We start from the raw sequence: 26,846 nt of genomic DNA on the forward strand, positions 1-26,846 counted from the left end.
CCAGATTATTAATTATCGCGTTGGCGGTAGTTAAAAAAGAATTTGCTTGGCGACCATAGCATTTTGGACCCACCTGACTTCCATGCCGAACTCAGAAGTGAAACGAAATAGCGCCGATGGTAGTGTGGGGTTTCCCCATGTGAGAGTAGGACATCGCCAGGCTTTATTTATAGCTTTTGAATTTACCTTAATATTAAGGTGCTTCTGAAAGCAAAACTAAAATTTAGCATGATAAATAAGACTAAGTTTTAGTAACAATTTGTGGAGAGATGGCTGAGTGGTTGAAAGCACCGGTCTTGAAAACCGGCATACGTTAATAGCGTATCTAGGGTTCAAATCCCTATCTCTCCGCCACTTTTAATGAAAAACCGCTGTTCTTACAGCGGTTTTTTCGTATCTGTTACCTTAAAACTATCTTGCATCGAAAAAAGTTCTGATGGGTTTACGCTTTACGTGCATAACTGTTTATCCTAAATTGTTCAAACGCCCGATAACGGCATTACATTTTGCCTTATTCTTAAGCATTTTCCCGACGCTATTTCTGACCACTGACTGAAGTGAGTAATATTGCCGAAGTTCCACTCCACCCGATGGAATCACCAAATATCACTTTATTATTCCTGCTCGAATCGTTGCCGTTGGATAAAAATCGACACTTTGATAGAGTTCGCAGCGCATGCACGCACAATTCAGATGGAGGATTAATGAAGTTACTGTACTGGTTAGATGAATGGCTGGCTCTTTCCCGAGACGATCAGCAAACCAAGTTACCGATCTCTGGGAGTGACTTACTTGACGATGTTTTTGTTAAGTATGAGCTCGCGGATTTGAATCAACCGCTACTGTTTACCTTCTCTCCCTCCGGTACTGATATTCAGAAGCAGGACTTAAACCCTAATTTTGTCCCTTGGGGCTATCCTCTCGCACAAAAACACAAAGTGAATATTATTGCCTTTCAGCATCTAGGTAAAAGCAATTGGTTCCGAAGCCGCAATTTGATTTTCTTTCTGGAACAATTATCCCCACTGTTGACGCCCTTTATGTGTCGTTTGGGTTATGGCCAGAGTCGCGGCGGTTTTGCCATTGGCGCATTCGCCAAATTACTTAAACTCAATCATGTTCTGTTGTTTTACCCTGTCAGTACAAAGAACAAGACTCTGGTTCCATGGGATGATCGATCGAGTACTGAATTGGCTCAACAGTTTGACTGGGAGGGGGATTATTACGACCGAGAGCTAGGAGATGCCAAAGGTTATATCATTTATGACCCTACTAATGATATCGACAGACTCCATGCTAAACGTTATCCAGAGCTGACTCATTTAAGAGTCGTTGGTATGGGTCATGGTACGCATTCCACTTATTTGAATAAGTTGGATTTTTATGATCAGGTGGAGGCGTCGTTTATTCTTCACCAGCAAATAGATATCGCCCAGTTTAGCGATCAAATGAAAATTTTTTGTTTGAAAGAGGACGAATCACATAGCCCCGACAATGGGGAAACGATACACACTAAAGACTAGATTTTTTAATACAATTGCGAAGCGCAATTTAGATGGAGGATAAATGAAGTTACTGTACTGGTTGGATGAATGGTTAACGCTTTCTCGAGAAGAGCAGCAAACCAGACTACCTATGTCCGGAGAAGATTTACTTGACGATGTGTTTGTTAAGTATGAGTTTGTTGATCTAAACAAACCATTGTTGTTCACCTTCTCTCCTGCGGGAACCAACATACAGGAACAGGACTTACATCCGGATTTTGCGCCGTGGGGTTACCGCCTCGCCCAGAAACAGGAAGTGAATATTATTTCCTTTCAGCACCTAGGTAAAAGCAATTGGTTCCGCAGCCGAAATGTGATTTTCTTTCTTGAACAATTATCGACATTGTTAAAGCCCTTCGAGTCTCGCTTAGGCTATGGATTGAGTCGAGGTGGTTTTGCTATTGGTGCTTTCGCTAAATTACTTAAACTGGATCAGGTGTTGTTGTTTCATCCAATTAGTACCAAGAATAAAGCACTAGTTCCTTGGGATGATCGATCCAGTACAGAGTTGGCTCAACAGTTTGATTGGGAAGGTGACTATCACGATGTAGATCTAGGAGAGGCCAAAGGTTATATTATTTATGACCCTACCAATTACATTGATCGACGCCATGCCAAACGTTATCCAGAGCTAACGCATTTGAGGGTCTATGGTATGGGGCACGGCACTCACGCGACTTACTTGAATAAGTTTGGCTTTTATAAACAGGTCGCGGTGGATTTTATTCGCCACCAACAGATAGACATCGCTCAGTTTCGTCATCAAACTAAAACCTTGCGCCTGAAAGAGGACTACTATCAAAGTCTGAACAAGGCCAACGCCAACTCCGTCCACCGTTTGGGGTTACTGAGTAAGGCTCATAATGTATTGATTGATGAGAAAAAGGCGCACGTGAAGGAGCATCAGGCACAAATTGATATTCAGCCGTTGGTTGAGATTGCGCTTAAACATCAGCAAGAAAACCCGCAAGATGCGGTACAACTGTTGGAAGTGGCCCAGCAACTGGTGCCTGACGATCCTGTGGTAGAGTATAAGTTGCAACAATTGTTATAGCCCGAAAGGCAAACGCGAAGGTATGCCGTTGAGAAAAGGTCAGTTGTTCGGCTTCTGACCTTTACGCTCATTCACTCTGGCTATATATGTCATCCAGCGGTTGTATTTTCGTTGGTAGCCGTAGGGAAAATAAAAAAGCCCAAGTCAATGCTTAGGCTTGGATGTGGTGATATTGATTAAGCTTCTTTAAAACTCTTTTGGTGCGAAACCTGTCATTACGTCTAGGCGCAGCTCTTTACCTACTTTAGTCAATGGATGCACAATAACTAGGCCGCGGACGCGTTTTTTAAGCTTACCGATGTCTGCTTGCTCTTCTTTGGTGATTTCACGAGAGAATGGCATATCAAGTAGATTTTTACGCTCTTGATTAAGCTCGTATGTTTGCTTGTGCTTAAGTTGGTTAAGCTTCTTAGATAACTGCTCGACGTTATCCGTGAACTTTGAAATCATTTCGTGATCACCACGAGTACGAGCCGCATCAAGTTTACGTTGGTAATTATCTAAACGGTTGTGCAGCTTTTGAATATCAGTTTTTATGCTCATGGTAATTTGGCTCAAATTTAAATAATCGAGTAGTATAGCATAGCTGAATTCAGACGCTCTACTATACCGCTCGATTCGTACCTAGTTAATCAGTTCATTACCAGATATTTTTCCAGAAAAAAATGCTTCTGCGTTGCTAAGCGTTACTGAAGCAATATTATTTAAAGCCTCATGAGTCAAGAACGCTTGATGGCCAGTGAACAACACGTTGTGACAAGCTGAAAGACGACGGAACACATCATCGACGATAACATCGTTAGACTTGTCTTGGAAAAATAAGTCCTTTTCATTGTCGTAGACATCCAAACCAAGCGCGCCGATTTTACCTTGTTTTAGCGCTTCAATCGCGGCGAGAGAATCCAGTAACTCACCACGACTGGTATTAATGATCATCACACCGTCTTTCATTTGTGCGAAAGCTTTTTCGTCCAACAAGTGGTAGTTTTCTTCACTCATTGGGCAATGGAGAGAGATAATGTCGGCATTTGCGTAAATTTCTTTAAGTGAGCAGTAGCGAGCGCCCATTTCTAGAGCCAATGCGTTCTCGTAAGGGTCATAACATAGGAGCTCCATACCAAGCCCTTTGAAGATTCTCATTGTCGCAATACCGATCTTACCCGTTCCAATAACACCAACGGTTTTACCGAAAAAGTTAAAGCCTACTAACCCTTCTAGAGAAAAATTAGCATCACGAGTACGCTGGTAAGCTTTATGTAGTCGGCGGTTTAGGCACATCATCAAACCAACGGTATGTTCGGCAACGGCTTCAGGAGAGTAGGCCGGAACTCTAACCACTTGTAATCCGAGTTCTTTAGCAGCTTGTTGATCAACTTTATCAAAACCTGCACATCGCATAGCAATGAGTTTTGTGCCACCTAAAGCCAGTTGTTTTAAAACCGGTGCAGAAAGGTCATCATTAACGAAAGCACACACCACATCACAATCATGAGCCATTTTGGCGGTCTTGGCCGTTAACCGAAAATCGTGGTAATGAAACGCGAAGTCTCGGTTGTTTTTGATTTTATTAAAAGAGGCTTCGTCGTAGGACTTTGCACTGAAAAAAGCAATGTTAATCATGGTTCCCCCTGAGAAAATGCAGACTTTATAAATAAATATACTTATAAAGTAATGTAACTTAAGCATGATGAATAGTGAAATCTACTCTGTTGCTGTTGTAATATCAAAATGCCATTAATTTGAGGCTACCCCAAGTCATTTTGAACTACTTATTTTAGAGAACTTGACCTAGTGCAGTCTCGGTAATATTCAGAATACCGTACCTTCAAGTCACTTGATTGTAGTATGTTCCAGCGAGATGTACCGTTTGCTTTATGGTTTATAACTGACTAGCATAATCGCTCTTTTATTGTTCATTTTTTCTTAGGTAGGCGTTCTGACGATGTCAGCAAAATGGTGCTCTTTATTCTTTTGTTATTTCTTTACCATCAGTTCCCATGCGGCTGTTGATCTTGTCAAAATCGATAAGTCGAAGCGTCGAATGTATTTGCTCGACCAAGGGACAATATTAAAAGAATTCCGCATCGCGTTAGGAGCGAACCCGAAAGGGCATAAACAAGAAGAGGGCGACAATCGTACACCTGAGGGCAAGTACAGCTTAGATTACGTTATTGCAGACTCTGCTTTTTATCGTTCCGTGCATATTAGTTACCCAGATGCCATTGATACGCTTGAAGCGCACCGGCGCGGTGTTTCACCAGGTGGTAACATCAAAATTCATGGTTTAAAAAACGATGAAAGTCAGGAGCCGAACTATATCCAGAGTTTTGACTGGACGAACGGTTGTATTGCGATTACCAATCAAGAGATGGATGAGTTTCTCCAACTGGTGGAGATGGGAACACCGATTACGATTGAGTGGTAGATCCCATCTGTGTACTCCCTTTCATGTGCGGTTTATTTTAAGACATGAAGCGCTGCGGATGATCACTGAAAATACCATCTAACGAAGGCAAGTGTTTCAGTTTTTTGGGGTGATTGACGGTGTAGCACATCACTTTATAACCCGCTCGCTGCAGTTGGTTAATTTGATGGCAACGAACCCAATTAATGTTGAGGTTGCAACTATAGGCGTTGACTTCTTCGAGTAGACGCTGGTCTTTCGAGGTTAAGAACTCACTCAAAACGCCCAATCGATATCCTTCGCAGTGCTGATGAAGCGCTCTGATTACGTCATGGCTGAAGCTTGAGAGCAGAAGGCTGTTTTTAGGCATTGAGCTTGATGCCAGTGTTTTAGCAAGTACTTGTGCTACGCCTTTTGCTGGATGGCGGTCAACCTTTACTTCGATATTCAAGTGAAGATTATTTTCTGCCGCTAAGGAAAGCAGTTCATCCAGCGTCATGATCGTTTCACCAGAAAAATCCTTATTGAACCATCCACCAAAATCTAAATTTTTTAGTTCTTCCACCGTGTGTTCATCCACACGGCCATTGCCATTACTGCATCGATTTATAGTGTGATCGTGGCACACCACCAAAATATTATCCTTGCTTGGTTGGACATCGACTTCTACCCAAGTCAACCCAAGATCCATCGCGGCTTGAACACTGACTTTCGTATTTTCTGGGTATGAACCAGCAACACCACGATGACCAATTAACAGCGTTTCCATTTTCTTTATCTTCTCTTTTATGATGAATAGATTGTACCCGTTTTTTTCTGCGAATATAGGGGGAGAAAGCCGTCGTTATATTCGCTCAATACGGTTGACGCGATATGGTTGTGCAATCTGTAAATGAGTAATATAATGCGAAGCATTTTCATTTAATGGTTGAGTGGTAATGTCTCGAGTTTTGATAGTGGATGATGACGTTTCTTTGTGTGAACTGTTAGAAGCCGTATTGCGTGAAGAGGGTTATATGGTGTCTTCCGTTCATTGCGGTGAAAGTGCGTTGCAATATATGGAAAAAGCATCGGTGGACCTTGTATTGCTTGATGTCATGTTGCCAAACCTAAATGGGATGCAAGTGGCCCGTCGTATCTGTCAACGCTTTGCTACGCCGATCCTGATGCTGACTGCTTTAAATGATGAAAACTCAATGCTTGATGGCTATCAAGCAGGTGCGGACCAGTACATCGGCAAACCTTTTCATGTCCCAGAGCTTCTCATGCGTATTAAGGCGATTCTTCGTCGTGTTGGTCTTGAGCGTCAACGCCAGACCATGTGCAGTACCGTTCAGACGATCAGCCGTCAGATTAGCAGTTTGCCCCTAACCAGCACTGAAGCGGATTTATTGAGCTACTTGGTTAAAAATCAAGGTGTTGTTATTTCCAAGTCAGAGCTTCAAACCGAAGTGTTAAAGAAGGCATTGAGTCCTTTTGACCGAAATCTCGATATGCATATCAGTAATATACGTCGCAAATTAGTTGAGGCCGGCTTATCGAAACAGCATATCAAGACCTTCCGTGGTAAAGGATATAGTTACTTAGAGGCCGTAAACGGTTAATGAAGCTTACTTGTCCATCTTATATTGCCAAACGTAAAGACAGTTTAGCGTTTAAACTCTTTAGCTACATGACTGTGATAGTGTTGAGCATTTTGGTCGTACAGGCTCTCACCGAGCAAGCTTTAGTGAAAGCCATGTTGAAAGTGCCTGACAGTGTGCGGGCAGAGATGCTAGATCTTGCGGATCAAGCCAATGTCTTAATTGAAAATGGCGACATGGATGAACTTGCGGATTGGGCTAATGCACAACGTTTTTATCTGTTCGTATTGGACGCACATCAGCAGCCCTTAACACACCGTCATATGCATCCTCATTTTGAGTTCAAGCTTCAATTTAAAAGGAGTATTGATGATCAACTTGAGGGGAAAGTGAATCGCCCGATTATCAATCTCCCTCTAATACAAAATAATAGTTTAGTGATCCAGCTCCCGTATCGGTTGCACCCTGCTCATGACTTCATTTTGTATTTTTCTATTCTTAAAATCGTGATTGCCGCAGTGATCCTAGCGTTGTTTTCGCTACTGATGGCACGCAATCTACAGCAACCACTCGATCGTTTAAGAGAAGCGAGCAAAAAGTTATCCAATGGCGATTTTAATGTCAGTGTGGTGAAGGCGCTCAAGTCGAATACACGTGAGTTCAATGAGCTGGCACAAGACTTTGACTACATGACGCAGCAAATTCATTCTCTAGCGGAAAAACAGCGATTACTGATAAGAGATGTTTCCCACGAACTTCGAACCCCTTTAGCGCGACATAACTTAGTTCTACATCTGCTGCGCAAGCGTGTAGGAGCAAACGAGCAAAGTCTAGTCACGAGGCTAGAAGATGAAGCCAAAGAGTTAAACCATCTTATCAGCGAGATATTAGAGTTCAGCCGTTTGGAAAATGCTCGTTACGACCATGCGATTAAACGTCGTGATTTAGAAGTCTTGCTCGCACCGCAGGTCGAGCGATGCAAAATCGATTTAAAACCAGGACAAACATTGTCATTCTGTTCGGAAACGGTGTGTGCAACAGCTTATTGTGAGGAAACATTGATTGTACGTTGTCTCAATAATTTAGTCGGCAATGCAATCAAATATTCAGGGGAGAATTCGCAGATAGAGGTATCGTTGGCAAGTCATTACGAAGCTGGGCAACAGGTTGTCACGCTCTCCGTATTTGATAATGGGCCAGGAATTCCAGAGAACAAGCTGGTTGATATCTTTGATCCGTTTACCCGCTTAGACACGTCGCGAGATAAGAAATTAGGCGGGTACGGCATCGGCCTCGCAATTGTAAAAGAATCCATGCGGATTATGAGGGGAACTGTAACGGCAAAGAACCGTGAACAAGGTGGTCTTAGTGTTACCTTGATGTTCCAGTGATGCGTTTAACAAATCCTGAATTATCGCCACTCGGATCACAAAAATGACTTCGAATCATTAGAGCGTTCTTTACAAAAATCTGCCAATGCAAAGAATGTAAATTTAATGCAAATAGTAATGATTATCACTTATATTCGCTAGCGAAGTCATTAAGAGGGAATCGCATTCAGTAAATGTGCGGCCCGAAAATAATAATCGGAGTGAAAGGATATGTTTACTAAGAGCTCGTTGGCATTAGTGATCGGTGCGGTGTTAGCAACACCTGCAGTGGCGGAAGTTCAAACAGACGAACATGTAGTTGTAGAAGGTCGAGAGTTCGGTTACAAGGCGGATACAAACAGTACAGCCATGCGCATGGAAATGATGCAGCTGGAAACGCCAGGACAAGTCGCGGTTATCGATGAAACGCTAATCGATGAGCAGCGTGCGAGCACACTTGGTGAAGTGCTACGTAACGATGCCAGTGTTAGCGCGGGTGGCACCAGCCGTAACCGCGAACGTTTCTCTTTACGTGGTTTTGAGCTTAGTAGTTCAGACGGCTTTCTTCGTGATGGTCGCCAACACTGGTCACATTATCGTCAGCCAATTGAGCTTTTAGAGCGCGTTGAAGTACTCAAAGGCCCATCGGGTCTACTTTACGGTAAATCTGAGCCGGGTGGCTTAGTAAACATGGTTTCTAAGAAACCAACAACTCAAACGCAAGCAAGTTTGAGTCAAGAGATTGGCTCGAATGATCACTCACGTACCGTATTAGATGTGAGTGGCGCGCTAAATGATGCAGAGACGCTACGCGCTCGTGCTATTTTTGCTAAAGAAAGCGACGGTTCTTGGCGTAGGTACGGTGATGGTACCGAGCCTAAAACGGATCGTACGGTGGCAGGTTTAGTGGTTGAGTACGATATCACAGACAACGTTATGGTATCGGCCCATTACGATCGCACGAAAGACGATGGTAGCGTGGATTCTGGTGCCTACATTGTCGATGGTAAAGCGGTTCGCGGTGATAAGTACATTTGGGATGCTCAGTGGTCTGAAATTGATAATGACGTAGAAAACTACGGTGTCGATATTAATGCTCAAGTCACGGACAACGTGAATGTAAAAGCGGGTTACAACCGCCAAGACTTTAAGCGTTTTGATGTAGAGTCTTACCCTAAGTTTGGTCAGTATGAAGAGAGCAATACGATTAAACATCGAGGCAACGATCGTACCGATAACTGGGTATTTGATACCGCCTATTTGGATGTAACCACGGACTTTACGCTGTTTGGTACGGAAAATAGGCTATTAGTGGGCGCTAACTACTTAGATTATAGTTATGATCGCTTTATGGCATTTCATAATGAAGCGAATATAGAACCTGGGCAAACCGTACCTAAGCCTGGATATCGTAGCTCGAAAAAATCGCCAACGTCAGAGTACGATACTTGGGGGCTCTACGCACAAAATATGATGACGATTAATGATTACTGGCAAGTGCTTGCGGGTGTTCGTTATGACGAAAAGCGTGATGATGCACTGACAGAAAACCAAGTTTCTCCAAAGTTTGGTGTGATTCTCCACCCGACAACGAATGGCTCGATTTATGTTCAGTATTCAGAAAGCTTTATGCCTCAAGGGCAGGTAAGTGGTGAAGATTATACGAACGATGGTGAGAAGCTGGACGCTGAACGAGGCATCTCTTACGAAGTCGGCACCAAGTGGGAATTGTTTGATCAGCGTCTTTACCTAACAGGTGCTCTGTTCGATATCACGCTAGAGAATGTCAAGCTGACAGTTGATGCACCAAATAACCCGGGTAAAGAGACAGTGACTCAAGACGGTGAGCAAGTACACCGTGGTGCCGAAATTCTAGCGCAAGGTTTTGTCACAGAGGAGCTCTCGTTAACGGCTTCTGCTATGTACTTAGATGCGGAGATTACACAGAGTAAAAACTATAAAGGCAATCGTCCAGCAGACGTACCAGAATTCTCAGCAAGTTTATGGTCTAGCTACAAGGTTCAGGACAATACCAACCTCAACCTCGGTTTGATTTATGAAGGTGAGCGCTACGGTGATGCAGAAAACACCTTCGAGAAAGATGGGTATGCACGTATCGATATGGGCGTGTCATACAAACACAAGTACGATGAAAACTTGGATATTATTGCTCGATTCAATGTCGAAAACCTGTTTGATACTGAATACTTTGCAGGTGGCGGTAAAACAGACCCTCTTGAGTATGATGGTGCTAGCGGCGTAGTGATTGGTGAAAGCCGAAACTACATGGCAACAATCCAGTTTAAGTACTGATAAAATTTTGATTTTTAAGGGGAAGTTTGGTCTTCCCCTTTGGTCGTTTTTGGAACACAGAAATATAACTCGTATGAATCTAATGAAATCAAGTATCGCTCTGTTGATATCATCGGTTTTGATTCCCGCTCACGCGGCGAACTTAAACGATGCACAAGCTGTGCAGAGTAAAACAAACCAATCGTCGGCGGTAAGTCAGAAGCGTATTGATGCAAGCGCAGAAAAATCACTGACTTTAGATGCTGAAATTGAACAGCTGCAAGAAGAAGTCGGTAACTTGAAGATTTATCGCGATCACCTTGCAAATCTCGTTGCGAGTCAAAACCAAGAAGTGGAGAGCTTGAACGAGCAAATTGAGCAGATCGCTCAAACACGTCAAGGTGTCGTGCCTTTGATGTATCACATGCTTGAAGGTTTAAAAGTGCTCGTCGCTAACGACAAGCCGATACGCAAAGCGCAACGTGAGGAGCGAATTGCAAAGCTGGATTCCATGATGACGCGCGCAGATGTTGCGGACGCAGAGAAGTTTCGTCGCATTTTAGAAGCGTACCAAATCGAGATGGATTACGGCACCAAGCTTGGTGTGTACCAAGGCAAGATCAACCTGAATGACAATGAAGCGGTGGAGGCGGATATTCTCTATTTAGGGCGTTTGTCTTTGGTAGCGCGTAGCTTATCTGGTGAGACATTCTGGAGTTGGTCACAGCAGCAACAAGCATGGCAGCCAGTGGGAGCTGAGCAGAAATCAGAGCTAGATAAAGCGTTCGCTATGGCGAATAAACAGATCGCGCCGAGCATGTTAACTCTGCCAGTGTCGTTAACCGCTGCGGAGGGCAAATAAATGATGAAAAAATGGTTATCGGTGGCACTAATTTCGACAGCCGCATTAATGCCTCATACAGCGTTTGCTAGTGATGCGTTGTTGCAAAAGGCGCAGCAAGAAAATCGTCAACAGCAATCACACAACGTAGCGCGTGAGTCGGGCTTTAAGCAAACAGAGCAAGAGCTACAGGCGATAAAGAATAAACTGGTTGCTGAGCGAGCGGCTCTTCAAGCAGAAGCCGACTCATTAAGTGTTACCTTCGCTGAAAATGAAGCAGAACTGGCGCAGCTAGAAGAAAAGCTACGTTTAGAAACCGGAAGCTTAGGTGAGTTATTTGGCGTCGTTCGCCAGAACGCAAAAGATCTAGAGTCAGAGCTAAAGAGTTCGGTAACGGGCGTAGACGCAAACTCATATCAGAAAGATATCGATGCTATTGTTGCGGCTAAATCACTGCCAACGTTGACCCAACTTCAGGCGATGTGGCGCAGCATGGAAGAACAAATCAAAGCAAGTGGTGAGATGGCAGACGTCTCTTTCACATTGCTCGATGGCGAAGGTCGTGAACAAACGGTTAATGGTGTTCGTCTTGGTTCTATGGCGCTGCTGGATGAGACTGGCTACGTTAAGTGGAATGGTCAACGCGGAGATGCGGTAAATTATCTACGTCAGCCTGACAACGGCCCAACGGCGAGCACTATCTCCTCTGGTGACATTGAGGCGCTTGTTATTGATCCGTCACGCGGCATTCTTCTTGAACAACTGGCAAACTCACCGACTTTGGCTGATCGCCTAAATGCAGGCGGCGTTGTCGGTAAAATCATCCTTGGTTTATTGGCTATTGGTCTATTGATTGCGCTCGTACGTGGTGCATCGCTGATGATTTCGTGCCAGAAAATCATGAAGCAACTGAAAACTCCAGCGCAGCCAGGCGATAACCCTTTGGGTCGCGTGCTTGCAGTGTACCAGAAAGACAAGCATCGCAGCGTAGAGGCGTTAGAGCTACGTCTTTTGGAAGCCGTGGTTGATGAGCAAACCCATCTAGAAAAAGGGTTGTCGATGCTGAAGCTGCTTGCCGCGCTTGCCCCTATGCTTGGTCTTCTCGGCACCGTAACGGGTATGATCGAAACCTTCCAAGTGATCACTCAATTTGGTAATGGTGATCCGAAAGTAATGGCGGGTGGTATTTCGATGGCGCTTGTGACTACCGTACTTGGCCTTGTTTCGGCGATGCCTTTGCTATTGGCGCACAACGTATTGGGCTCTCAAGCAGAAAATATTCGCAGTATCTTAGAAAAGCAAGGCATCGGTTTGGTTGCAGAACAAGCGGAGCGTGATATGCCGAGCAACAAAAGTCACTCTAACACCTTAGCGGAGAACGCAGCGTAATGGAGCAGATCCTACTCAACACATTGGGTTTGATCAGTGAGGATTGGGCCACAACCTTGATGAGCTTTATGCAGCAAGGTGGTCAAATCCTATGGTGGCTGGCTGCCGTCGTGGCGGTGTGCTGGCTGTTGGTCATGGAGCGAGTTATTTATCTCACAACGGTTTTTCCAGGAGTAAAGAAACAGCTTTGCGAGCAGTGGCAAGCAAGATCAGAGCACCACTCTTGGTACGCGCATCAAATCCGTGACGGGTGGATTGCAAAAGCGCAAATCGAACTGCGCCAAAACCTATCGACCATCAAACTACTTGTGGCGATTTGCCCAATGCTGGGTCTGTTAGGAACGGTGACGGGCATGATTACGGTGTTTGACGTAATGGCATCGCAAGGCAGCAGCAATCCAAAATTGATGGCTTCAGGTATCTCACTTGCTACGCTGCCAACCATGGCCGGTATGGTCGCGGCGCTTGCGGGCATGTTTGTTCATGCTCGCCTTAGTAAAGTGTGTGAACGAAAAGCTATCCAGTTAGAACAATCTTTAAGGAGTCAAAAGTGAGACTCGGACGCAGACCTAACCAACAAGATGAAGCCCAGGTCGATCTCACCTCGATGCTTGATATCGTCTTCATCATGTTGATCTTTTTTATTGTGACCAGTTCGTTTGTACGTGAGTCCGGTGTAGAAGTGAATCGCCCTCAGGCTTCTAATGTTGTCAGTCAAAAAGACGCGGGCATTTTTATCGCGGTAACGGCAGCAAATGACGTATACATCGATAAACGAGTGGTTGATATTGAGCGTGTTGAAGCGTCTATTGAACATCTGTTACTTGATCAGCCTGATGCCTCGTTGGTTATCCAAGCTGATGAGCATGCTTACAATGGCACCGTCGTGAAAGTGATGGATGCGGCAAAAGCCGCGGGCGTGAAAAGCATCGCATTGGCGGCGGAGAAACCTTAATGGGCAGGCTGTTACTTGCACTCCCAGCATCATTGCTAATTTCTTTGAGCCTGTTTAGCTTTATGGCGTGGATGGTTGATAAAGGCAACCAACGTGCGCCGGAAGCGTCAGAAACTGTTCGTTTTGATATGGTGATGGTAGAGAATGACGCCGACGTGCAGCGTCGTCAACGTTCAGTGCCAGAGCAACCAGAACCACCACAAGCGCCGGAGCCAATCGATCTGTCTCAAGCCGATACGCAAATGGAACCCATGAGCCAGATGACGCCAGTCAGTGCTTTGGGTTTAAATACGGCGCTGGATGGCATCGCGATCAGTGCACCAAACTTGAAGGGGACGATGGGTAACCAACAAGCACTGCCGTTGTATCGTGTTGATCCTCGCTATCCAAGTAAGGCGCTAAAACGTAGAGTTGAAGGCTATGTCATTATGCGTTTCACCATTGACGCAACCGGACGACCAAAAGATATTGAAGTGATCGAGGCGAAGCCAAAGCGTATGTTCGAGAGAGAAGCGATTCGTGCGCTTAAAAAATGGAAGTATCAACCAAAAGTTGAGGATGGGGTGTCCATTGAGCAGTTCGGACAAACCGTAAAACTGGAGTTCAAGTTAGCCAAATGATGAAAAAATTATTAATTGGTACGGTATTGAGCCTGAGTGCATTTTCTACTATTGCCAGCGAGCTAAGCCAATACACCGCCGCGAGAGTTCAGCGAGCACATAACTTGGCTCAAGAGGAGAAGCTAAAAGAAGCGATTTCATCTCTTGAAACTATGGATCTTTCGCATGGGTATGACCAAGCTTATGTGGATCGAATGTTGGGTATTTTTTACTGGCAGAATGAGCAAACTCAAGCGGCCATTAAGCAACTTGAGTTGGCAGTCAATAGTGGTTTGCTGCAAGATGAGCAAGCATGGCAAACCCGAAAGATGCTGGCCGATATCTTGCTGAATGAGCAACGTTTTTCTAACGCTTTACCTCATTACTACGCCCTAAGCCAAAACGTGCCTAAGGACCAAAAAGTGCATCAACTTTGGCTACGTATTTCTCAGTCGCACTATCAGCTGAGCCAGTGGCAAAAAGTGCTGTCAGCAATCGCTCGCTATGAGAAATTTGGTCAGCCTGACAAACTTGGCGCATTGTCGATAAAGCTTTCTGCTGAGCTAGAACTGAAAAAGTGGAAGCCGGCCATCTCAACCATCAAACGCTTGATCGTGATTGACCCCGAGCGGATTGAATGGTGGCGTCAGTTAGTGAGTCTTTACCTACGAGTTGAGGATAACAAACGTGCGTTAGACGCTTTGGCTTTGGCAAAACTGAAAGGGCTAAAGCTCACTCAAGATGATTTAAAACTGCTGGCACAATTGTACGCGAAACGAGGCATTCCAGAGAGAGCCGCGTTGGTGATGAACGAGCTAGAGGATGTAAACTCGAATAGTAAGCTAAAAGCTCAGCAAGCGACGTATTGGCAAATGGCAAAAGAGTGGGAAGAGTCTATTGATAGCTGGCGTATTGCTGCTCAGTTAGATAGAAAGTATTACTGGAACTATTCTCAACTGCTGGTTCAAGAAGGCCACTACAAGCAAGCACTTGCGGCGCTGGATAAGGTCAGCGGTCGTAAAGCGGATGTCGCACTTATCAAAACACGCGCTTACTACAAGCTGCAACGTTTTGACGATGCATTGGCGAACGCGAAACGAGCCGATGAAATTAAGCCGTCGAATCAAGCGAAAAGTTGGGTGAAGTACTTATCTCAGCGGCGCAAAGTGGAGTCGACCCAAAACTCGTAAACCTACAGTTATTGATAAAAAGACCCGAGCTTAGCCTCGGGTTTTCAAGTTTAGTGGAACAAGATAAGCCACACACACTATGGCGAGTGGCAGAAAAGACTTTGAAAAACGTTAACATCGTTTATTGAACGAGATCGCATACTACATATTATATTATTGACCGTAGGGGCAGTAAGAATACCAAAAGTGAGAAGCCACTCGCGCGCAGGGAATGTAACACGTAAAAAGTCCATAGAATTTATGTTGGAAAATGAAAAGTTCCCTGCTTTTTCGTGACTTAGTTCAAAAAATGACCGTCAATACCATTGATTGCATAATAAAGTGTTTGTTTTATTTCGATTTCGTCATTACTTTGTTACGTGTTCGTTGTGATTAATTCAAGTTTAATCTGATTCTGAGCGAACCGGTACAAACAACTATACGGATGTTAACAATGAAAATGAAAACTCTAGCCGTTGCAGTGGCGGCACTAGCATGTGGTACACAAGCTTTCGCAGCAGAAGTTTATAACAGCGATGGCACATCTCTTTCTATCGGCGGTCACGTTTCTGTTGGCGTCGGTGAGTATTTCGAAGACGAAGTGAAAGTTCACCAAGTGTCTCCACGTATTAACGTGGCGGGTAAGAAAGACATTGGCAACGGCATCACTATCGACGCTAAAGGCGAATGGGCACTTAACTACCTAAATGGTGGTGAACAGTCATTCTCAACGCGTTTAGGCTACATCGGTGCAACTCATGAGCAGTTTGGTCGTCTAGTCGCAGGTACACAGTGGTCACCGTACTACGACATCGCGGGCGTAGCGGACTTACCAATCGCGTTTGCGAACGATTTCTTGTACGACAACCACAACAACCTAGGGACTGGTCGCGCAGAAAAAATGCTCAGTTACCGCAAAGGGTATGATTTTGGCAACGGCTTTGCTTTCAACCTAGGCCTAGGTTGGCAGGGCGAGAATGATGATACAAGTGTATCAATCGTGAAATCTGAAGCTACAGGTCTGCCTGTATATGCAACTTCTGGTAATAAATATGATCAACGCGGTCAAATCGCACTTAGCGGCTCTGTAGCGGGCTTTGGTCTTGGTTACGTATACAGCGGCGGTGACGTTAAAATCGGGAATAATACAGAAAATGCTGAATCACACCTAGTCTCTGTAAACTATGGTGAGTATGCTTCAGGCCTATACGCAGCAGTAGTATACGGCATGAACGAATACTTCTACGATATGCGTGAAGACACATCTCAGCTTGAAGCTTTGTTGGCGTACGGCGTAAACGATTGGACATTCAGCGTTAACTACGAAGGTGTAGAAGACGACAAAGACAATAAGACAGTTACAAGCGAAACAGCATTACAAGCTGAATACGCTGTAACACCAGCGTTCTATACTTTTGCAGGTTACCAGTTTGACTTAGGTAACGACTATAATAATGAAGAGAACGACTACTGGACTTTAGGTGCTCGTTACTACTTCTAATCAATAGGCCAGTTTCTACTGCCTAAACACATCTATTGTGTTAGCGCCTACTCAGTGTGAGTAGGCGTTTTTCTTAGTTGGCCAGTTAAATGCGTATATTGCTTATTGATCGTACTGATGGTTTGTAATGAGTCCGCATACAGCCTTCACAAGAGGCGAGGAAAGTGAATATCTAATATCGTGGCTAGGAGCGATAGGAAAGTAATAGGGGCATCTCTTCCCTTTGTGTTAGCCTCAGCTTTTCAAGCTCAGATGAAAAAGGTGAGTAATATAATGAAAGTATTCAGCAACTTCGATAGCGGCAGCATTCACGTAGTGAAAGCAGACGACAAAAACGACATTCAACTCAAAATTCCTAATGACAACCTGTCAGAATTCTACCAATGGTTTCACTTTCGTCTAGAAACAGAAGCAGAACAGTCACACATCATCAAACTGCTTGATTTGGCCAAGTCTGCATACCCAGAAGGTTGGCAGGGTTACGATGTCGTGGCGTCTTACGACCGCGAAGAATGGTTCCGTATTCCTGCTGAATTCGATGGCGATACGCTGACCTTTAAAGTTATTCCAGAACGCAGTTCTATCTACTTCGCTTACTTTGCGCCTTACACGTACGATCGCCATTTAGACTTATTACACATGGCACAGAGTGCGCATCATTGTCAGTTGGAAACTTTAGGTCAGACGCTGGACTGCAATGACATGAGCCTACTGACGTTTGGTGAACCAGAAGCAGGTAAAAAGAAAATTTGGATGATTGCCCGTCAGCATCCAGGTGAAACTATGGCGGAATGGTTCATGGAAGGCATGATCCAACGTTTGTTGGATGAAAACGACACGGTTGCACGTGTGTTACTAGAAAAGGCCGTGCTTTACGTAGTGCCAAACATGAACCCTGATGGTGGTATTCGTGGTCATTTACGCACCAACGCGGTAGGCGTGAACTTAAACCGCGAATGGCAAACGCCGTCAATGGAAAAAAGCCCAGAAGTTAGCCTCGTGCGTCAACGAATGTTGGAAACTGGAGTCGACATGTTTTTAGACATTCATGGTGATGAGGCGATTCCATACAACTTCGTTGCAGGATCAGAAGGAATTCCTTCCTATGATGAAAACCTTGCTGCTTTAGAAGCGTCATTTAAGCAAGCATTACTTACTATTACGCCTGAGTTCCAAGATGCGATGGGTTACGACAAAGATGAACCAGGGAAGGCGAACTTAACGGTTGGTTCAAATTGGGTTGCAGAACAATTTAAATGCTTGTCTTATACCATTGAGATGCCATTTAAAGATAACAACAACCATCCAGACCCACTTTACGGTTGGTCGCCAGAGCGCAGCGTATTATTTGGACAAGATGTGCTAGCTGCGACGCTAACGGTAACAGATAAAATTTAGGGCAATGAAGGCATTACCCTGAAAACAGCTCATTTTTGATGAGCTGTTTTTTCTCTCAATCATTTTACACTCTATAAAACGTTGTTAGCGGCATTACTCGCACGGTGGTGCCATGTGGATCACGGCTAAACCGCCTAAAGATGTTTCACGGTATTTTTTGTTCATGTCTTTACCTGTCTGGTACATGGTTTCGATAACTTTATCTAGTGAGATAAGACACTTACTATTGCGCTTTAACGCCATACGTGACGCATTAATCGCTTTCATTGCACCCATCGCATTTCTTTCGATACACGGCACTTGAACCAAGCCCCCAATTGGGTCGCAGGTCATACCCAGGGAATGCTCCATCGCGATTTCTGCCGCAATACAGATCTGCTCGTTACTGCCGCCTCTTAGCGCCGTCAGGCCCGCTGCTGCCATGGATGAAGAAACGCCGACTTCTCCCTGGCACCCCACCTCTGCACCTGAAATTGATGCGTTAGTTTTATATAAAATGCCGATCGCCCCAGCGACGGCAAGAAAGTCCTTTAACTGCTTGATATCGAGTTCTTTAATGAATCGATGGTAATACATCAACACCGCAGGTATGACTCCCGCCGCGCCGTTCGTTGGAGAGGTGACGACTTGTCCACCAGCTGCGTTTTCTTCACTGACTGCAAAAGCAAATAAGTTAATCCAATCCATGATCTCCATGGGATCATTTTCAATCGCAGCATTGGCCTCCAGCTTTTTCAACAGGTTTGGCGCGCGGCGAGTGACGTTTAAACCGCCTTCTAAAATACCTTCAGTATTAAACCCACGATCCATGCAGAGTGACATCACTTTCCAGATCTGCTCTGCTTTTTGGTCGATCTCTGCCTCAGGGCGGAATGAAAGCTCATTCTGCAAAATCATGCCACCTAAGCTAAAACCGTTCGCTTCGGCCTTTGCAAGCATCTCATCAGCGGAAGTGAATGGGAATGGCACTTCTACTTGAGCTTGTTGTGTGCCGTACTCTAGTTCATCTGCTGTTGCGATAAAACCGCCACCAATAGAGTAATAAGTCTCGAATGCGACCTGATCGCCAGCGGCATCAAGTGCAGTGATCATCATGCCGTTCTCATGCAAAGGAAGGTAATCGCTATGGAAGACGATATCATGGTCATAACTAAACTCAATGTGGTGAGTTCCCGCTAACGGTAAGGTTTTGTTTTCTATGGTATGTTGTAATGCACTTTTAGCACTGGTCATTTTTATGTTATCTGGGCGGTTACCCATCAAACCGAGGACGGTGGCGCGATCCGTATGGTGTCCTCTGCCAGTAAGTGATAATGAGCCGTAGAGGTCTACTTGCACACGATGCACTTTCGCCATAGAGTCTTTAAGGCGTTGAGTGAAATGAAATCCGGCGAGCATAGGGCCATTAGTGTGGGAACTTGAAGGTCCGACTCCAATCTTAAATATATCGAAAATCGACAGCATAATTGACTTCCTTTAACAGTGAACCTTTGTAAAGGTCTCTAGAACAGTGTTGTTAACTAGATGTTAGGGTTTGTAAGCTAATTGGGAAAGAAGAATTTTGTAACTCTGCTAAATAACCTCGAGATTTTGATATGAAGTTAGATAATGTAGTCATCATTCTAGGTAAACGCCTAGTCAATAGTCGATTAACGGCTGAGGGTATCTCGAGAGTCGCTGCGTTATCTGACTCTCTCTCTTCTTTACCAATTGATAATACGCTGCTAATTTTTTGTGGCGGAAGAGTTTCAGATCAAACCGTCTCTGAAGCGGATGCGATGTACGCTTATTTTAAAAGACTGAATGCGTCATCATTGGTCTCGTTTCCTCAACATCAGGTTCTAATTGAAAACCGTTCGTTGAACACATTTCAAAATATGCGTAATGCCGCACAAGTGTTATGTGATAGTGGTCTGGTTCCGTTGCCGTCACAGCACCTGATTAATGTGACATTATTGTCCAATGATTACCATCTTGAACGAATCATAGAAATCCAAACGCTGATGGATGAGCAGGGGTTGCTGCGAGTTCTTAAGACAAATTGTGCCTCAAAGGGCGTTCAGCTCAATATTCCATTAGACATCAGCCAACATATTAGTGTGCCATATCCGCACAAAGGAATTTTGGCAGAGGCATTTTTACACCTTGATGAACTGACAACTTACCGAGTTTATTTAGAAGGCGTAAAGAAGGGGTCGTTTCAACGAGATTTGTCGGTTGTGAGAGCTCAGCCGCTATCCATTGCACGAAAAGCGATTGAGCAACTGCAAGTATTACCGCTAGACCAAGACACGTTACAGTTGGTTGAAGTAATTAAAAAGGCCGTCGAGATGACAGCCTTGAATGAATCTTTCGATGCGACGGAGCAAGCCTTGAGCGTACTTCATCCGACCCTTACCAGATTAAACCGCCGCTTAGATCCCGAATCTATTCAGTAAGTTCGCGTCGCGTACGTACTGCGCTTAATGCAATTAGACAGTAGCAAAGTAGCTCTATGCCTTCTTCTGAAATATTTTTAACATCGCGAATGTAGCTCTCATCCATAACTTGTTGCCAAAAGTTACCCATACCGTATAAACGTGAGAACACCAGCAATAGCATGACAGCGCCAATCAATAACTTCATATCTGGCATTTTTAAGATGTTTGCCATTTCATTCACCGTACCTTTACCCCCTCGGTAAGCTTTTGCACAGGCAAGTGCCGTTATCGTTAGGGCAGGGAAAATCCAAGAGCCATGATGAATCATGTCCGTCCAATAGTCCGTCTCACGGATAATTAGAACGGCGAAAAAGCCTGAGATCAGAATGGCCGCGTGTTTAAGCTGGGTCTGCTGCTTTGAAAGGCTAAAAAACGACCACGAAGCAATAGCGAGCATCACAAGCTGAAGTGTTTCAGTGATCGAGACTTCTCCAAGGCTTGAACCCAATACGACATAATCAAGACGAATGCTTAGGTTAACGAGAATACTGATAGCCACAATCATTAACGCGCTCAAACTTAATTTATAGATAATCCGCTTAGCTTCTTCAGTAACAACGTTGTTTTGTGCCGACTCGGCTTTTTTCATTATTTGCGTTTTCATCTGGCCCACCTGCTCCACATAGTGTGGAAGAAACGTGAATTTATGTGATCTGTGTGCGAGATTTTATTGTCCGAGTGGAAAGTTTTGTCAGGGAAATGTCAAGAATAGAACACTGTTCGATATTATTGTGCGCACTAAGTTGAGTATATTGGGCGTTTTTGGTCGGAAGATATAAGTCAATGAAAAAAGGAGCCATTTGGCTCCTTAATTGCTGATTGGGTAATTAGTATTCATCATTCTTTTTATGATGGTCGCGGTAATACTCCCATTGCTCAACACGATTGTCTTCAGAAAGAACGCAGTAAGTCACTCGTTCACCGTTTTCTGATATGGTCTCAAGCTCACCACCTTGTTGAACGCAGTAAACCGCGGCAGGATTCGCCGCTGATGTGTATTCGGTAGATCGAGTCGCACCGTCGTAGGTTGCACAGCCAGCCAGCATCATTGTCGCAGCCATAGCCATTATTAAACTTGTCTTTTTCATTCTTTATCTCCGCATGGGATGGGCGAGTATTATGCTGATTATAGGAAAATTTTAGTGGTTATTGTGTTATGCCTGTAAAAAGTATGAGGGGCGTAGCGATATTTGTATTCAAGTATATTCCTAGCTCTTGAGTGGACCATCTTCCATGCGCTTTTATCAAAGTGGTTAGAGGGCGTGTGCGGTTAAGATGAAACGATGCGCTTTCCTAGACAAATAGCAACTTGGGAAAGACGAGGAATTTCGGTAGTATGCGCGTAAAACCTTCACAGCGGAACGTTTAATGAGACATTTAAAATCGATAATCCACCCAGACATTGATCATTTGGACGACAAGATCATCTTTCAACGTAATGCTGCGCGTGCCATTGTGCTTGATGGCGAAGATGTTCTGTTGCTCTATACTGAGCGCTACCATGATTATACTTTACCTGGTGGGGGCATTGACGATGGTGAAGATGTGATTGCCGGACTGGTTCGTGAGTTAGAAGAAGAAACAGGTGCACAAAATATTCATGGCATTAAACCCTACGGTATTTTTGAAGAGTTTCGACCTTGGCACAAAGATGATGCGGATGTTATGCACATGGTCTCGTATTGTTACATATGCCGAATCGATCGTGAGCTTGGTGAGACGGCCTATGAGGATTACGAAGTGAAGAATGGCATGCGGCCTGTATGGATAAATATCCACGATGCGATTGCGCACAATGAAGAAACGATAGCGGATAGCCCGAAGAAAGGGATGAGTATTGAGCGAGAAACTTTCTTATTACAGCTCATTGCTAAGGAGTTAGTTTGATTTTCCCGCCGTATTTTTGGGTGGCAAGTTGAAAGTAATAAAAAAGTCCGAGATCCCCCCGGAACCCGGACTTATTCCAGACGCGCAAGCGAAGCGTCATCTCAATATTTTAAATCTGTTTTAAATTATAGAAACAATAGCCGCTTTTCATTGAGTGTGTAAATAAATAACAGGTCCAACCTTTAGTTTTCATGCGTTTCGCAAACGCAATGTGACGCATATCTATCAATCAAAGAGTGCAACTGAGTGTCTATGAGCAAACCACTGCTCTTTCTTATCTTTGAGATACCCTAGCTTAACGTTTTTACACACGTTGGTAGCAAGATCACGAGTTTTCAAATCAGTCGAATAGGAGGGCGCAGTTTTACGTTCTTCTGACATTGATGGCTTTGGCGTTTTTTACAAACTGACCAGCGGGGGGAGTCGACTAAAGTCGATGAGTGGTTGAGAAAGCGGAATGGGTTCGGTGACAAATAAGAGTAACGGTTGGAAGGATGATGATTGTAACTGCTCTATATCTATTAACTGTTCCAGTGCGAAAAAGCGACTGACATATTGGTGAGTTTCTTGAGGTAACTTGAGTTGTTGGAAATGGCTGCTACCCGCTCGTTTAATCGCACGTGCGACTCGTCCTTCTCCTGCGTTATACGCGGCCAAAGTAAGAGCGATGTCTTGGTTGAACTTGTTGTATAAGAATGTCAGATATTTAAGCGCCGCGATTGTGCTCGCTTGGGTATCAAAACGATCGTCCTGTTTTGAGTCCACGTTTAATCCGAATCGTTGCGCTGTCGCAGGGATGAGCTGCCAAAGCCCTGCTGCATTTGCGTGAGAAACGGCTTTTGGGTTGTAAGAGGATTCCAGCATCGGGATCAAGGCTAGTTTCGTTGGTAACGAATGGTTCTGTAATTGCTTGAGAATATGATCCAACACTGGGCTCACTGAATTGAGACGTTTGGTGATTTGTGGTTTATATGGGGCTAAAACTTGATATTGCTGCTGAATATCAGCGGAACGTGGCTGTGCTTGACAGATTGCTGACAGGCAAGAAAATAAGGTGATAAAAATATAAAGACCTACAGTATTCAATCGGGATGGCGACGGAATCTGTAGGTTAGACGAATATCGTTTAGAACGATTTATCTTCATAAGTGTGTTGCACTGGTTGTTTGAGTTGACTGATCAACTCATGGAACGCCGCAGAGCTTTGACCATTGCTCTGATTGTATTGTTGGCACTGACTGACCAACGTTTCTAACAGCGCCCATTGTTCTCTAGCTTGCTTGGCTATTTGGGCAGGCAAAGCGTTGAAAATTCGTTTCACGCTAGTGTCATTAGGTGTTAACCCCAACTCTCGCATACACTGGCTTCTCTCAGTGGCTGAGCGACTGAGTTTATTGAGTATCGGCGTTTGTTGCTGAATATTATTATTCAGTGTTTCACCATCAAACATTAGGTACAAAGACTTCTGCTGTTGAAGTAAAGGGAGCAGTTGTCGATAGAGTTTAATATCTTCTGGTATTGAGCGAACAAAATGTTGGATTCGCTGCGATACTGCGCTTGCCATGATGCCTTCCTAGTGTATTTTTACTCGTGACCGGTGTGGAATTGCATGATCGCCTTTGATAGTACTTGGGTATCTAGGCTCAGTTCGCCACGTGCTAATGCATTGCGTACCTGTTCTACTTTTTCCATGTCAACATCGGGTAGTGATGCCATTTCAGCTTGAGCGCGATCAATCGCAGCCGTATTCGCCTGAAATGCGGGCTCGCTTACTTTGTTTTGTTCGACGGTGTCGACCAGTTGTTTGCTCGCTTGCTGTAATTTTGTTTGTGGGACATGACCGCCCGCGACTTTGTCTATTTTCATGCTGTGGTCCTCATCATCATGTTCTAATTAAAGTAGGCGGCTAGGGTGTAAAAAACATTAAATATTTATTTTGTACTCGAAGTTCACTATGGCTGACGAGCGCCAAAATCAAAAAATGTTACTCTCAGTCCAAAATCAGAATTGAGTGTGGACTTGATTGAGTCCTGTCACCACGGCCCGTATGACCTTTCCTGAGCTTAGGTTTTTCACTTCAATCTGTTGGCCTTTCGCACCATCTTCAAAGGCGACACCTTTCGTACTGGCACTAAATCCATTTTTTGTGGCAATCACGATGACTTCGTTGCCCTTTTCTATTAACGGTGGGGCAGATAAGTTCGATGGATCTACCACTTGACCTGCACGCAGCCGGCGGGAGGTTTCTAACCCAATCGCTTGCTTCGGATGAGTATAAAAATCGTCCTGACGAGTGATGGTGCGTATTTCCAGTTTGACGTGTTTCGCTGTCACGACTTCATCTCGGCCCACGGTGGTGGTGGCAACCAAGACGGGCAATGTCAGTTTTGATTTTATTGTCACGTTAATTCGCCAAGATGAAGACATATCATCGCAACTTACCGATCGTTTAAGGTTTCCGACTGGCAGAGGTTGGTTATCTCGACCAGTGATGATCAGAGGCGAATCACATTCTGGTAAGTGGTTGGCCGACCCCGGCACCCACATGTCGAAATTCAACTGGTAGTTCCCCCACCGGTTGGAAAGTGCAAAGCGTTTTACTTCTTGCTCGAAGTGCTCTGTCACGGCGCTTTTTAGCTTCTCGACACTGAGGGTGTTGTTGTCAGTGCTGGCAAAACTTTGGCCTGATGTGAGAGCGAGTAGCATGAGCATCAGTAGTGAGGAAGAGCGCAGCTTCCCCTTATTTTTAATGCCTTCCGCGACCCGGAAGTTTGATTTCCATGATTGTTTGTAAGTCATTGATATGAATTGCTATTTTTTATGGCACGTATTTTGTTTATATATTGGCGTATTCGAGCCGACTGTAAGGAAGATGCATGGCGATCACATTTGAAAATGCTTTAGGTGTACATCCAGAGGCACTCAATTTTCGTGTTCAGCGTACCAAAGTCCTCGCCAGTAACCTAGCAAATGTTGACACTCCTGGGTATTTGGCGAAAGACCTAAGTTTCACCACTGTTATGAAGAAAATGTCGACAAACGGTGTGAGTAATTCTGTACCTAAACTTCAGGTTGAGGCCCAGTACTCGGTGCCTTACCAGAATAGTAAAGATGGCAACACTGTAGAACTTGGTGTTGAACAAGCAAAATTCACCCAAAATAACATGGACTTTCAAACCAGCCTGACGTTTCTCAATATGAAACTTAGTGGTTTAGCGAAAGCGATTGAGGGACGTTAATTATGTCATTCACTGATATTTACTCGATCACTGGCTCAGCGATGACGGCACAAACCGTACGTCTTAATACGGTAGCCAGTAACTTGGCAAACGCAGACGCGGTATCGGCAAATCCCAATGATGCCTATAAAGCTTTAAAGCCAGTGTTCGCCACGGTGTATCAAAAAACGCAAATGACAACGGAAAATGGTGTGTATCCCAATGCTGAAGTTCGCATTGCTGACGTTGTGAAAAGTGCAGGAGAAGCCGAGAAACGCTTTGAGCCAAATAACCCATTGGCGAATGGTGAAGGCTATGTGTATTACCCCGATATTGATGTTGTCGCTGAAATGGCAGACATGATGTCGGCAACACGTAGCTTCGAAACCAATGTTGAGGTGTTGTCAAATGTGAAAAGCATGCAACAAGGTTTGTTGCGTTTAGGGCAGGGTAGCTAATGAGTCTCGCACAATACAACGCACTATCGTCTGATGCACCCGTTCAAGCATCGGCTAGTAATGGCAGCGGTATTTCTGCAAACCCAAATGATATGAACAGTGCCTCTTCGTTAGAGAACGAGTTTATTTCTTTAATGGTGGCACAAATTCAAAACCAAGACCCGCTTAACCCCTTGGATGGTACGGAATATGTCAGCCAGCTGGCACAGTTCTCTCAAGTTCAAAGTACAGAGAATATGTCGACGATCATGCAAAACAGCATGGTTCTGCTCGATAACATGCAAGTACTTTCTACCGCTGGCTTAGTGGGTCAAACCGTTTACGTTAATTCAAATGAATTTGAACTCGGCGAAGGCGTTCAAAGCGGAAAAATCGAGCTAGAGCATGGCTCAAACCAAGTAACGCTAGAGGTGAAAGATGAATTCGGCCAGTCAACCAAAGTGCCTTTAGGTGCTCATGGGGCTGGGGATGTCGATTTTTCAATTGATCCTGAAGCGCTGGGTCTTAAACCCGGTAAATATACGGTGTCGGTTGAGGTACAAGACGGACAAGCAAGTCCGAACATCCTCATGGCTGGTACTGTCGAGCAAGTGCGTATTCCGAATACCGGTGGCGCTGCATTAGTCAACGTACAAGGCGTTGGTAATGTTCCTTTTTATCAAATCACTCAGTTTGGTGCTTAACCAAATAAGAAAATCAGAGGT

29 protein-coding genes, 1 tRNA gene and 1 rRNA gene are annotated in these 26,846 nt (G+C 44.5%); 21 read left to right on the forward strand and 10 right to left on the reverse strand.

What is annotated here, in order from left to right; genetic code table 11:
* Positions 1–45: 45 nt before the first annotated feature.
* From rrf to ATG66_RS00890, 4 genes are all read left to right on the forward strand, one after another.
* Positions 46–162 (forward strand): 5S ribosomal RNA (gene rrf, locus ATG66_RS00875).
* 101 nt (positions 163–263) lie between these two features.
* Positions 264–354, forward strand: a tRNA-Ser gene (locus ATG66_RS00880).
* A gap of 350 nt (positions 355–704) precedes the next feature.
* Positions 705–1,523, forward strand: coding sequence for a cytosolic protein (locus ATG66_RS00885; RefSeq protein WP_098413533.1), 819 nt, complete (start codon positions 705–707; stop codon positions 1,521–1,523).
* A 43-nt stretch (positions 1,524–1,566) separates the two neighbouring features.
* A complete protein-coding gene (locus tag ATG66_RS00890) occupies positions 1,567–2,598 on the forward strand; it encodes a cytosolic protein (RefSeq protein ID WP_098413534.1) in 1,032 nt (343 codons plus the stop codon).
* A gap of 186 nt (positions 2,599–2,784) precedes the next feature.
* Here the strand turns inward: ATG66_RS00890 and ATG66_RS00895 are convergent, their stop codons facing one another.
* A complete protein-coding gene (locus ATG66_RS00895) occupies positions 2,785–3,141 on the reverse strand; it encodes a YibL family ribosome-associated protein (protein WP_098413535.1) in 357 nt (118 codons plus the stop codon).
* An 81-nt stretch (positions 3,142–3,222) separates the two neighbouring features.
* Entirely contained in the window at positions 3,223–4,218 is a 996-nt protein-coding gene (locus ATG66_RS00900) for a 2-hydroxyacid dehydrogenase (protein WP_098413536.1), read from the reverse strand.
* A 322-nt stretch (positions 4,219–4,540) separates the two neighbouring features.
* Between ATG66_RS00900 and ATG66_RS00905 the strand changes: the two genes are divergently transcribed.
* Positions 4,541–5,023 (forward strand): L,D-transpeptidase family protein, encoded by a 483-nt coding sequence (locus tag ATG66_RS00905; protein ID WP_098413537.1) that lies wholly within the window; start codon positions 4,541–4,543, stop codon positions 5,021–5,023.
* A 37-nt stretch (positions 5,024–5,060) separates the two neighbouring features.
* Here ATG66_RS00905 and ATG66_RS00910 read toward each other — a convergent pair whose 3' ends face one another.
* Positions 5,061–5,771 carry a glycerophosphodiester phosphodiesterase family protein gene (locus ATG66_RS00910; RefSeq protein WP_098413538.1) on the reverse strand — a complete coding sequence of 237 codons (711 nt, stop codon included), beginning with the start codon at positions 5,769–5,771 and terminating at the stop codon, positions 5,061–5,063.
* Positions 5,772–5,940: 169 nt separating this feature from the next.
* On the opposite strand from ATG66_RS00910, the gene ATG66_RS00915 reads away from it, so the two are divergent.
* The 11 genes from ATG66_RS00915 to ATG66_RS00965 all read left to right on the forward strand — a co-directional run bounded on the left by ATG66_RS00915 (position 5,941) and on the right by ATG66_RS00965 (position 18,099).
* Complete coding sequence (locus tag ATG66_RS00915; protein WP_098413539.1) at positions 5,941–6,606, forward strand: response regulator transcription factor; 666 nt, start codon at positions 5,941–5,943, stop codon at positions 6,604–6,606.
* Positions 6,606–7,976 carry a sensor histidine kinase gene (locus tag ATG66_RS00920; protein WP_098413540.1) on the forward strand — a complete coding sequence of 457 codons (1,371 nt, stop codon included), beginning with the start codon at positions 6,606–6,608 and terminating at the stop codon, positions 7,974–7,976. The genes ATG66_RS00915 and ATG66_RS00920 overlap by 1 nt, the downstream gene beginning before the upstream one ends.
* Before the next feature lie 210 nt (positions 7,977–8,186).
* A complete protein-coding gene (locus tag ATG66_RS00925; protein WP_098413541.1) occupies positions 8,187–10,268 on the forward strand; it encodes a TonB-dependent siderophore receptor in 2,082 nt (693 codons plus the stop codon).
* A 73-nt stretch (positions 10,269–10,341) separates the two neighbouring features.
* Positions 10,342–11,109, forward strand: a complete 768-nt coding sequence (locus tag ATG66_RS00930) for a DUF3450 domain-containing protein (RefSeq protein WP_179885556.1) — start codon at positions 10,342–10,344, stop codon at positions 11,107–11,109.
* On the forward strand, positions 11,110–12,477 hold the full coding sequence (locus ATG66_RS00935; RefSeq protein WP_098413543.1) for a MotA/TolQ/ExbB proton channel family protein: 1,368 nt from the start codon (positions 11,110–11,112) through the stop codon (positions 12,475–12,477).
* Positions 12,477–13,031, forward strand: a complete 555-nt coding sequence (locus ATG66_RS00940) for a MotA/TolQ/ExbB proton channel family protein (RefSeq protein WP_098413544.1) — start codon at positions 12,477–12,479, stop codon at positions 13,029–13,031. The genes ATG66_RS00935 and ATG66_RS00940 overlap by 1 nt, the downstream gene beginning before the upstream one ends.
* Positions 13,028–13,432 carry an ExbD/TolR family protein gene (locus ATG66_RS00945; RefSeq protein WP_098413545.1) on the forward strand — a complete coding sequence of 135 codons (405 nt, stop codon included), beginning with the start codon at positions 13,028–13,030 and terminating at the stop codon, positions 13,430–13,432. The genes ATG66_RS00940 and ATG66_RS00945 overlap by 4 nt, the downstream gene beginning before the upstream one ends.
* Positions 13,432–14,052 (forward strand): energy transducer TonB, encoded by a 621-nt coding sequence (locus tag ATG66_RS00950; protein ID WP_098413546.1) that lies wholly within the window; start codon positions 13,432–13,434, stop codon positions 14,050–14,052. Before ATG66_RS00945 ends, ATG66_RS00950 begins: the two co-directional genes overlap by 1 nt.
* Positions 14,049–15,221 (forward strand): tetratricopeptide repeat protein, encoded by a 1,173-nt coding sequence (locus ATG66_RS00955; RefSeq protein ID WP_098413547.1) that lies wholly within the window; start codon positions 14,049–14,051, stop codon positions 15,219–15,221. Before ATG66_RS00950 ends, ATG66_RS00955 begins: the two co-directional genes overlap by 4 nt.
* 433 nt (positions 15,222–15,654) lie before the next feature.
* Complete coding sequence (locus tag ATG66_RS00960) at positions 15,655–16,701, forward strand: porin (RefSeq protein ID WP_098413548.1); 1,047 nt, start codon at positions 15,655–15,657, stop codon at positions 16,699–16,701.
* A gap of 273 nt (positions 16,702–16,974) precedes the next feature.
* On the forward strand, positions 16,975–18,099 hold the full coding sequence (locus ATG66_RS00965) for a M14 family metallopeptidase (RefSeq protein WP_179885557.1): 1,125 nt from the start codon (positions 16,975–16,977) through the stop codon (positions 18,097–18,099).
* Positions 18,100–18,192: 93 nt separating this feature from the next.
* On the opposite strand, the gene ATG66_RS00970 is transcribed toward ATG66_RS00965, so the two are convergent.
* Positions 18,193–19,563, reverse strand: coding sequence for an L-serine ammonia-lyase (locus tag ATG66_RS00970; protein ID WP_098413549.1), 1,371 nt, complete (start codon positions 19,561–19,563; stop codon positions 18,193–18,195).
* Positions 19,564–19,694: 131 nt separating this feature from the next.
* Here ATG66_RS00970 and ATG66_RS00975 point away from each other — a divergent pair, with 131 nt between their 5' ends.
* Entirely contained in the window at positions 19,695–20,537 is an 843-nt protein-coding gene (locus ATG66_RS00975) for a YdcF family protein (protein ID WP_098413550.1), read from the forward strand.
* Here the strand turns inward: ATG66_RS00975 and ATG66_RS00980 are convergent.
* Positions 20,527–21,183 (reverse strand): hypothetical protein, encoded by a 657-nt coding sequence (locus ATG66_RS00980; RefSeq protein WP_098413551.1) that lies wholly within the window; start codon positions 21,181–21,183, stop codon positions 20,527–20,529. The two genes, ATG66_RS00975 and ATG66_RS00980, sit on opposite strands and share 11 nt — an antisense overlap.
* 223 nt (positions 21,184–21,406) lie before the next feature.
* The gene (locus ATG66_RS00985) at positions 21,407–21,667 is read right to left on the reverse strand and encodes a putative hemolysin (protein WP_098413552.1); all 261 of its coding nucleotides are present in this window, start codon (positions 21,665–21,667) and stop codon (positions 21,407–21,409) included.
* A 280-nt stretch (positions 21,668–21,947) separates the two neighbouring features.
* Between ATG66_RS00985 and ATG66_RS00990 the strand changes: the two genes are divergently transcribed.
* The gene (locus ATG66_RS00990) at positions 21,948–22,466 is read left to right on the forward strand and encodes an NUDIX hydrolase (RefSeq protein ID WP_098413553.1); all 519 of its coding nucleotides are present in this window, start codon (positions 21,948–21,950) and stop codon (positions 22,464–22,466) included.
* A gap of 399 nt (positions 22,467–22,865) precedes the next feature.
* On the opposite strand, the gene ATG66_RS00995 is transcribed toward ATG66_RS00990, so the two are convergent.
* The 4 genes from ATG66_RS00995 to flgA form a co-directional block, all read right to left on the reverse strand.
* Positions 22,866–23,612 carry a lytic transglycosylase domain-containing protein gene (locus ATG66_RS00995; protein ID WP_098413554.1) on the reverse strand — a complete coding sequence of 249 codons (747 nt, stop codon included), beginning with the start codon at positions 23,610–23,612 and terminating at the stop codon, positions 22,866–22,868.
* Positions 23,593–24,030: a flagellar export chaperone FlgN gene (flgN, locus tag ATG66_RS01000; protein WP_098413555.1), complete on the reverse strand. Its 438-nt coding sequence runs from the start codon at positions 24,028–24,030 to the stop codon at positions 23,593–23,595. Before flgN ends, ATG66_RS00995 begins: the two co-directional genes overlap by 20 nt.
* Before the next feature lie 20 nt (positions 24,031–24,050).
* On the reverse strand, positions 24,051–24,332 hold the full coding sequence (gene flgM / locus ATG66_RS01005; protein WP_098413556.1) for a flagellar biosynthesis anti-sigma factor FlgM: 282 nt from the start codon (positions 24,330–24,332) through the stop codon (positions 24,051–24,053).
* 135 nt (positions 24,333–24,467) lie between these two features.
* Positions 24,468–25,265 (reverse strand): flagellar basal body P-ring formation chaperone FlgA, encoded by a 798-nt coding sequence (gene flgA, locus ATG66_RS01010; protein ID WP_098413557.1) that lies wholly within the window; start codon positions 25,263–25,265, stop codon positions 24,468–24,470.
* Positions 25,266–25,342: 77 nt separating this feature from the next.
* Here flgA and flgB point away from each other — a divergent pair, with 77 nt between their 5' ends.
* Genes flgB through flgD form a run of 3 tightly spaced genes read left to right on the forward strand, consistent with a single transcriptional unit; the run spans position 25,343 to position 26,825 of the window.
* Positions 25,343–25,705 (forward strand): flagellar basal body rod protein FlgB, encoded by a 363-nt coding sequence (flgB, locus tag ATG66_RS01015; RefSeq protein ID WP_098413558.1) that lies wholly within the window; start codon positions 25,343–25,345, stop codon positions 25,703–25,705.
* Positions 25,706–25,707: 2 nt separating this feature from the next.
* Positions 25,708–26,142, forward strand: a complete 435-nt coding sequence (flgC, locus tag ATG66_RS01020) for a flagellar basal body rod protein FlgC (protein WP_098413559.1) — start codon at positions 25,708–25,710, stop codon at positions 26,140–26,142.
* Positions 26,142–26,825, forward strand: a complete 684-nt coding sequence (gene flgD / locus ATG66_RS01025) for a flagellar hook assembly protein FlgD (RefSeq protein ID WP_098413560.1) — start codon at positions 26,142–26,144, stop codon at positions 26,823–26,825. The genes flgC and flgD overlap by 1 nt, the downstream gene beginning before the upstream one ends.
* Positions 26,826–26,846 lie beyond the last annotated feature (21 nt).

Source organism: Vibrio sp. ES.051, assembly GCF_002563795.1.
GTDB lineage: Bacteria > Pseudomonadota > Gammaproteobacteria > Enterobacterales > Vibrionaceae > Vibrio.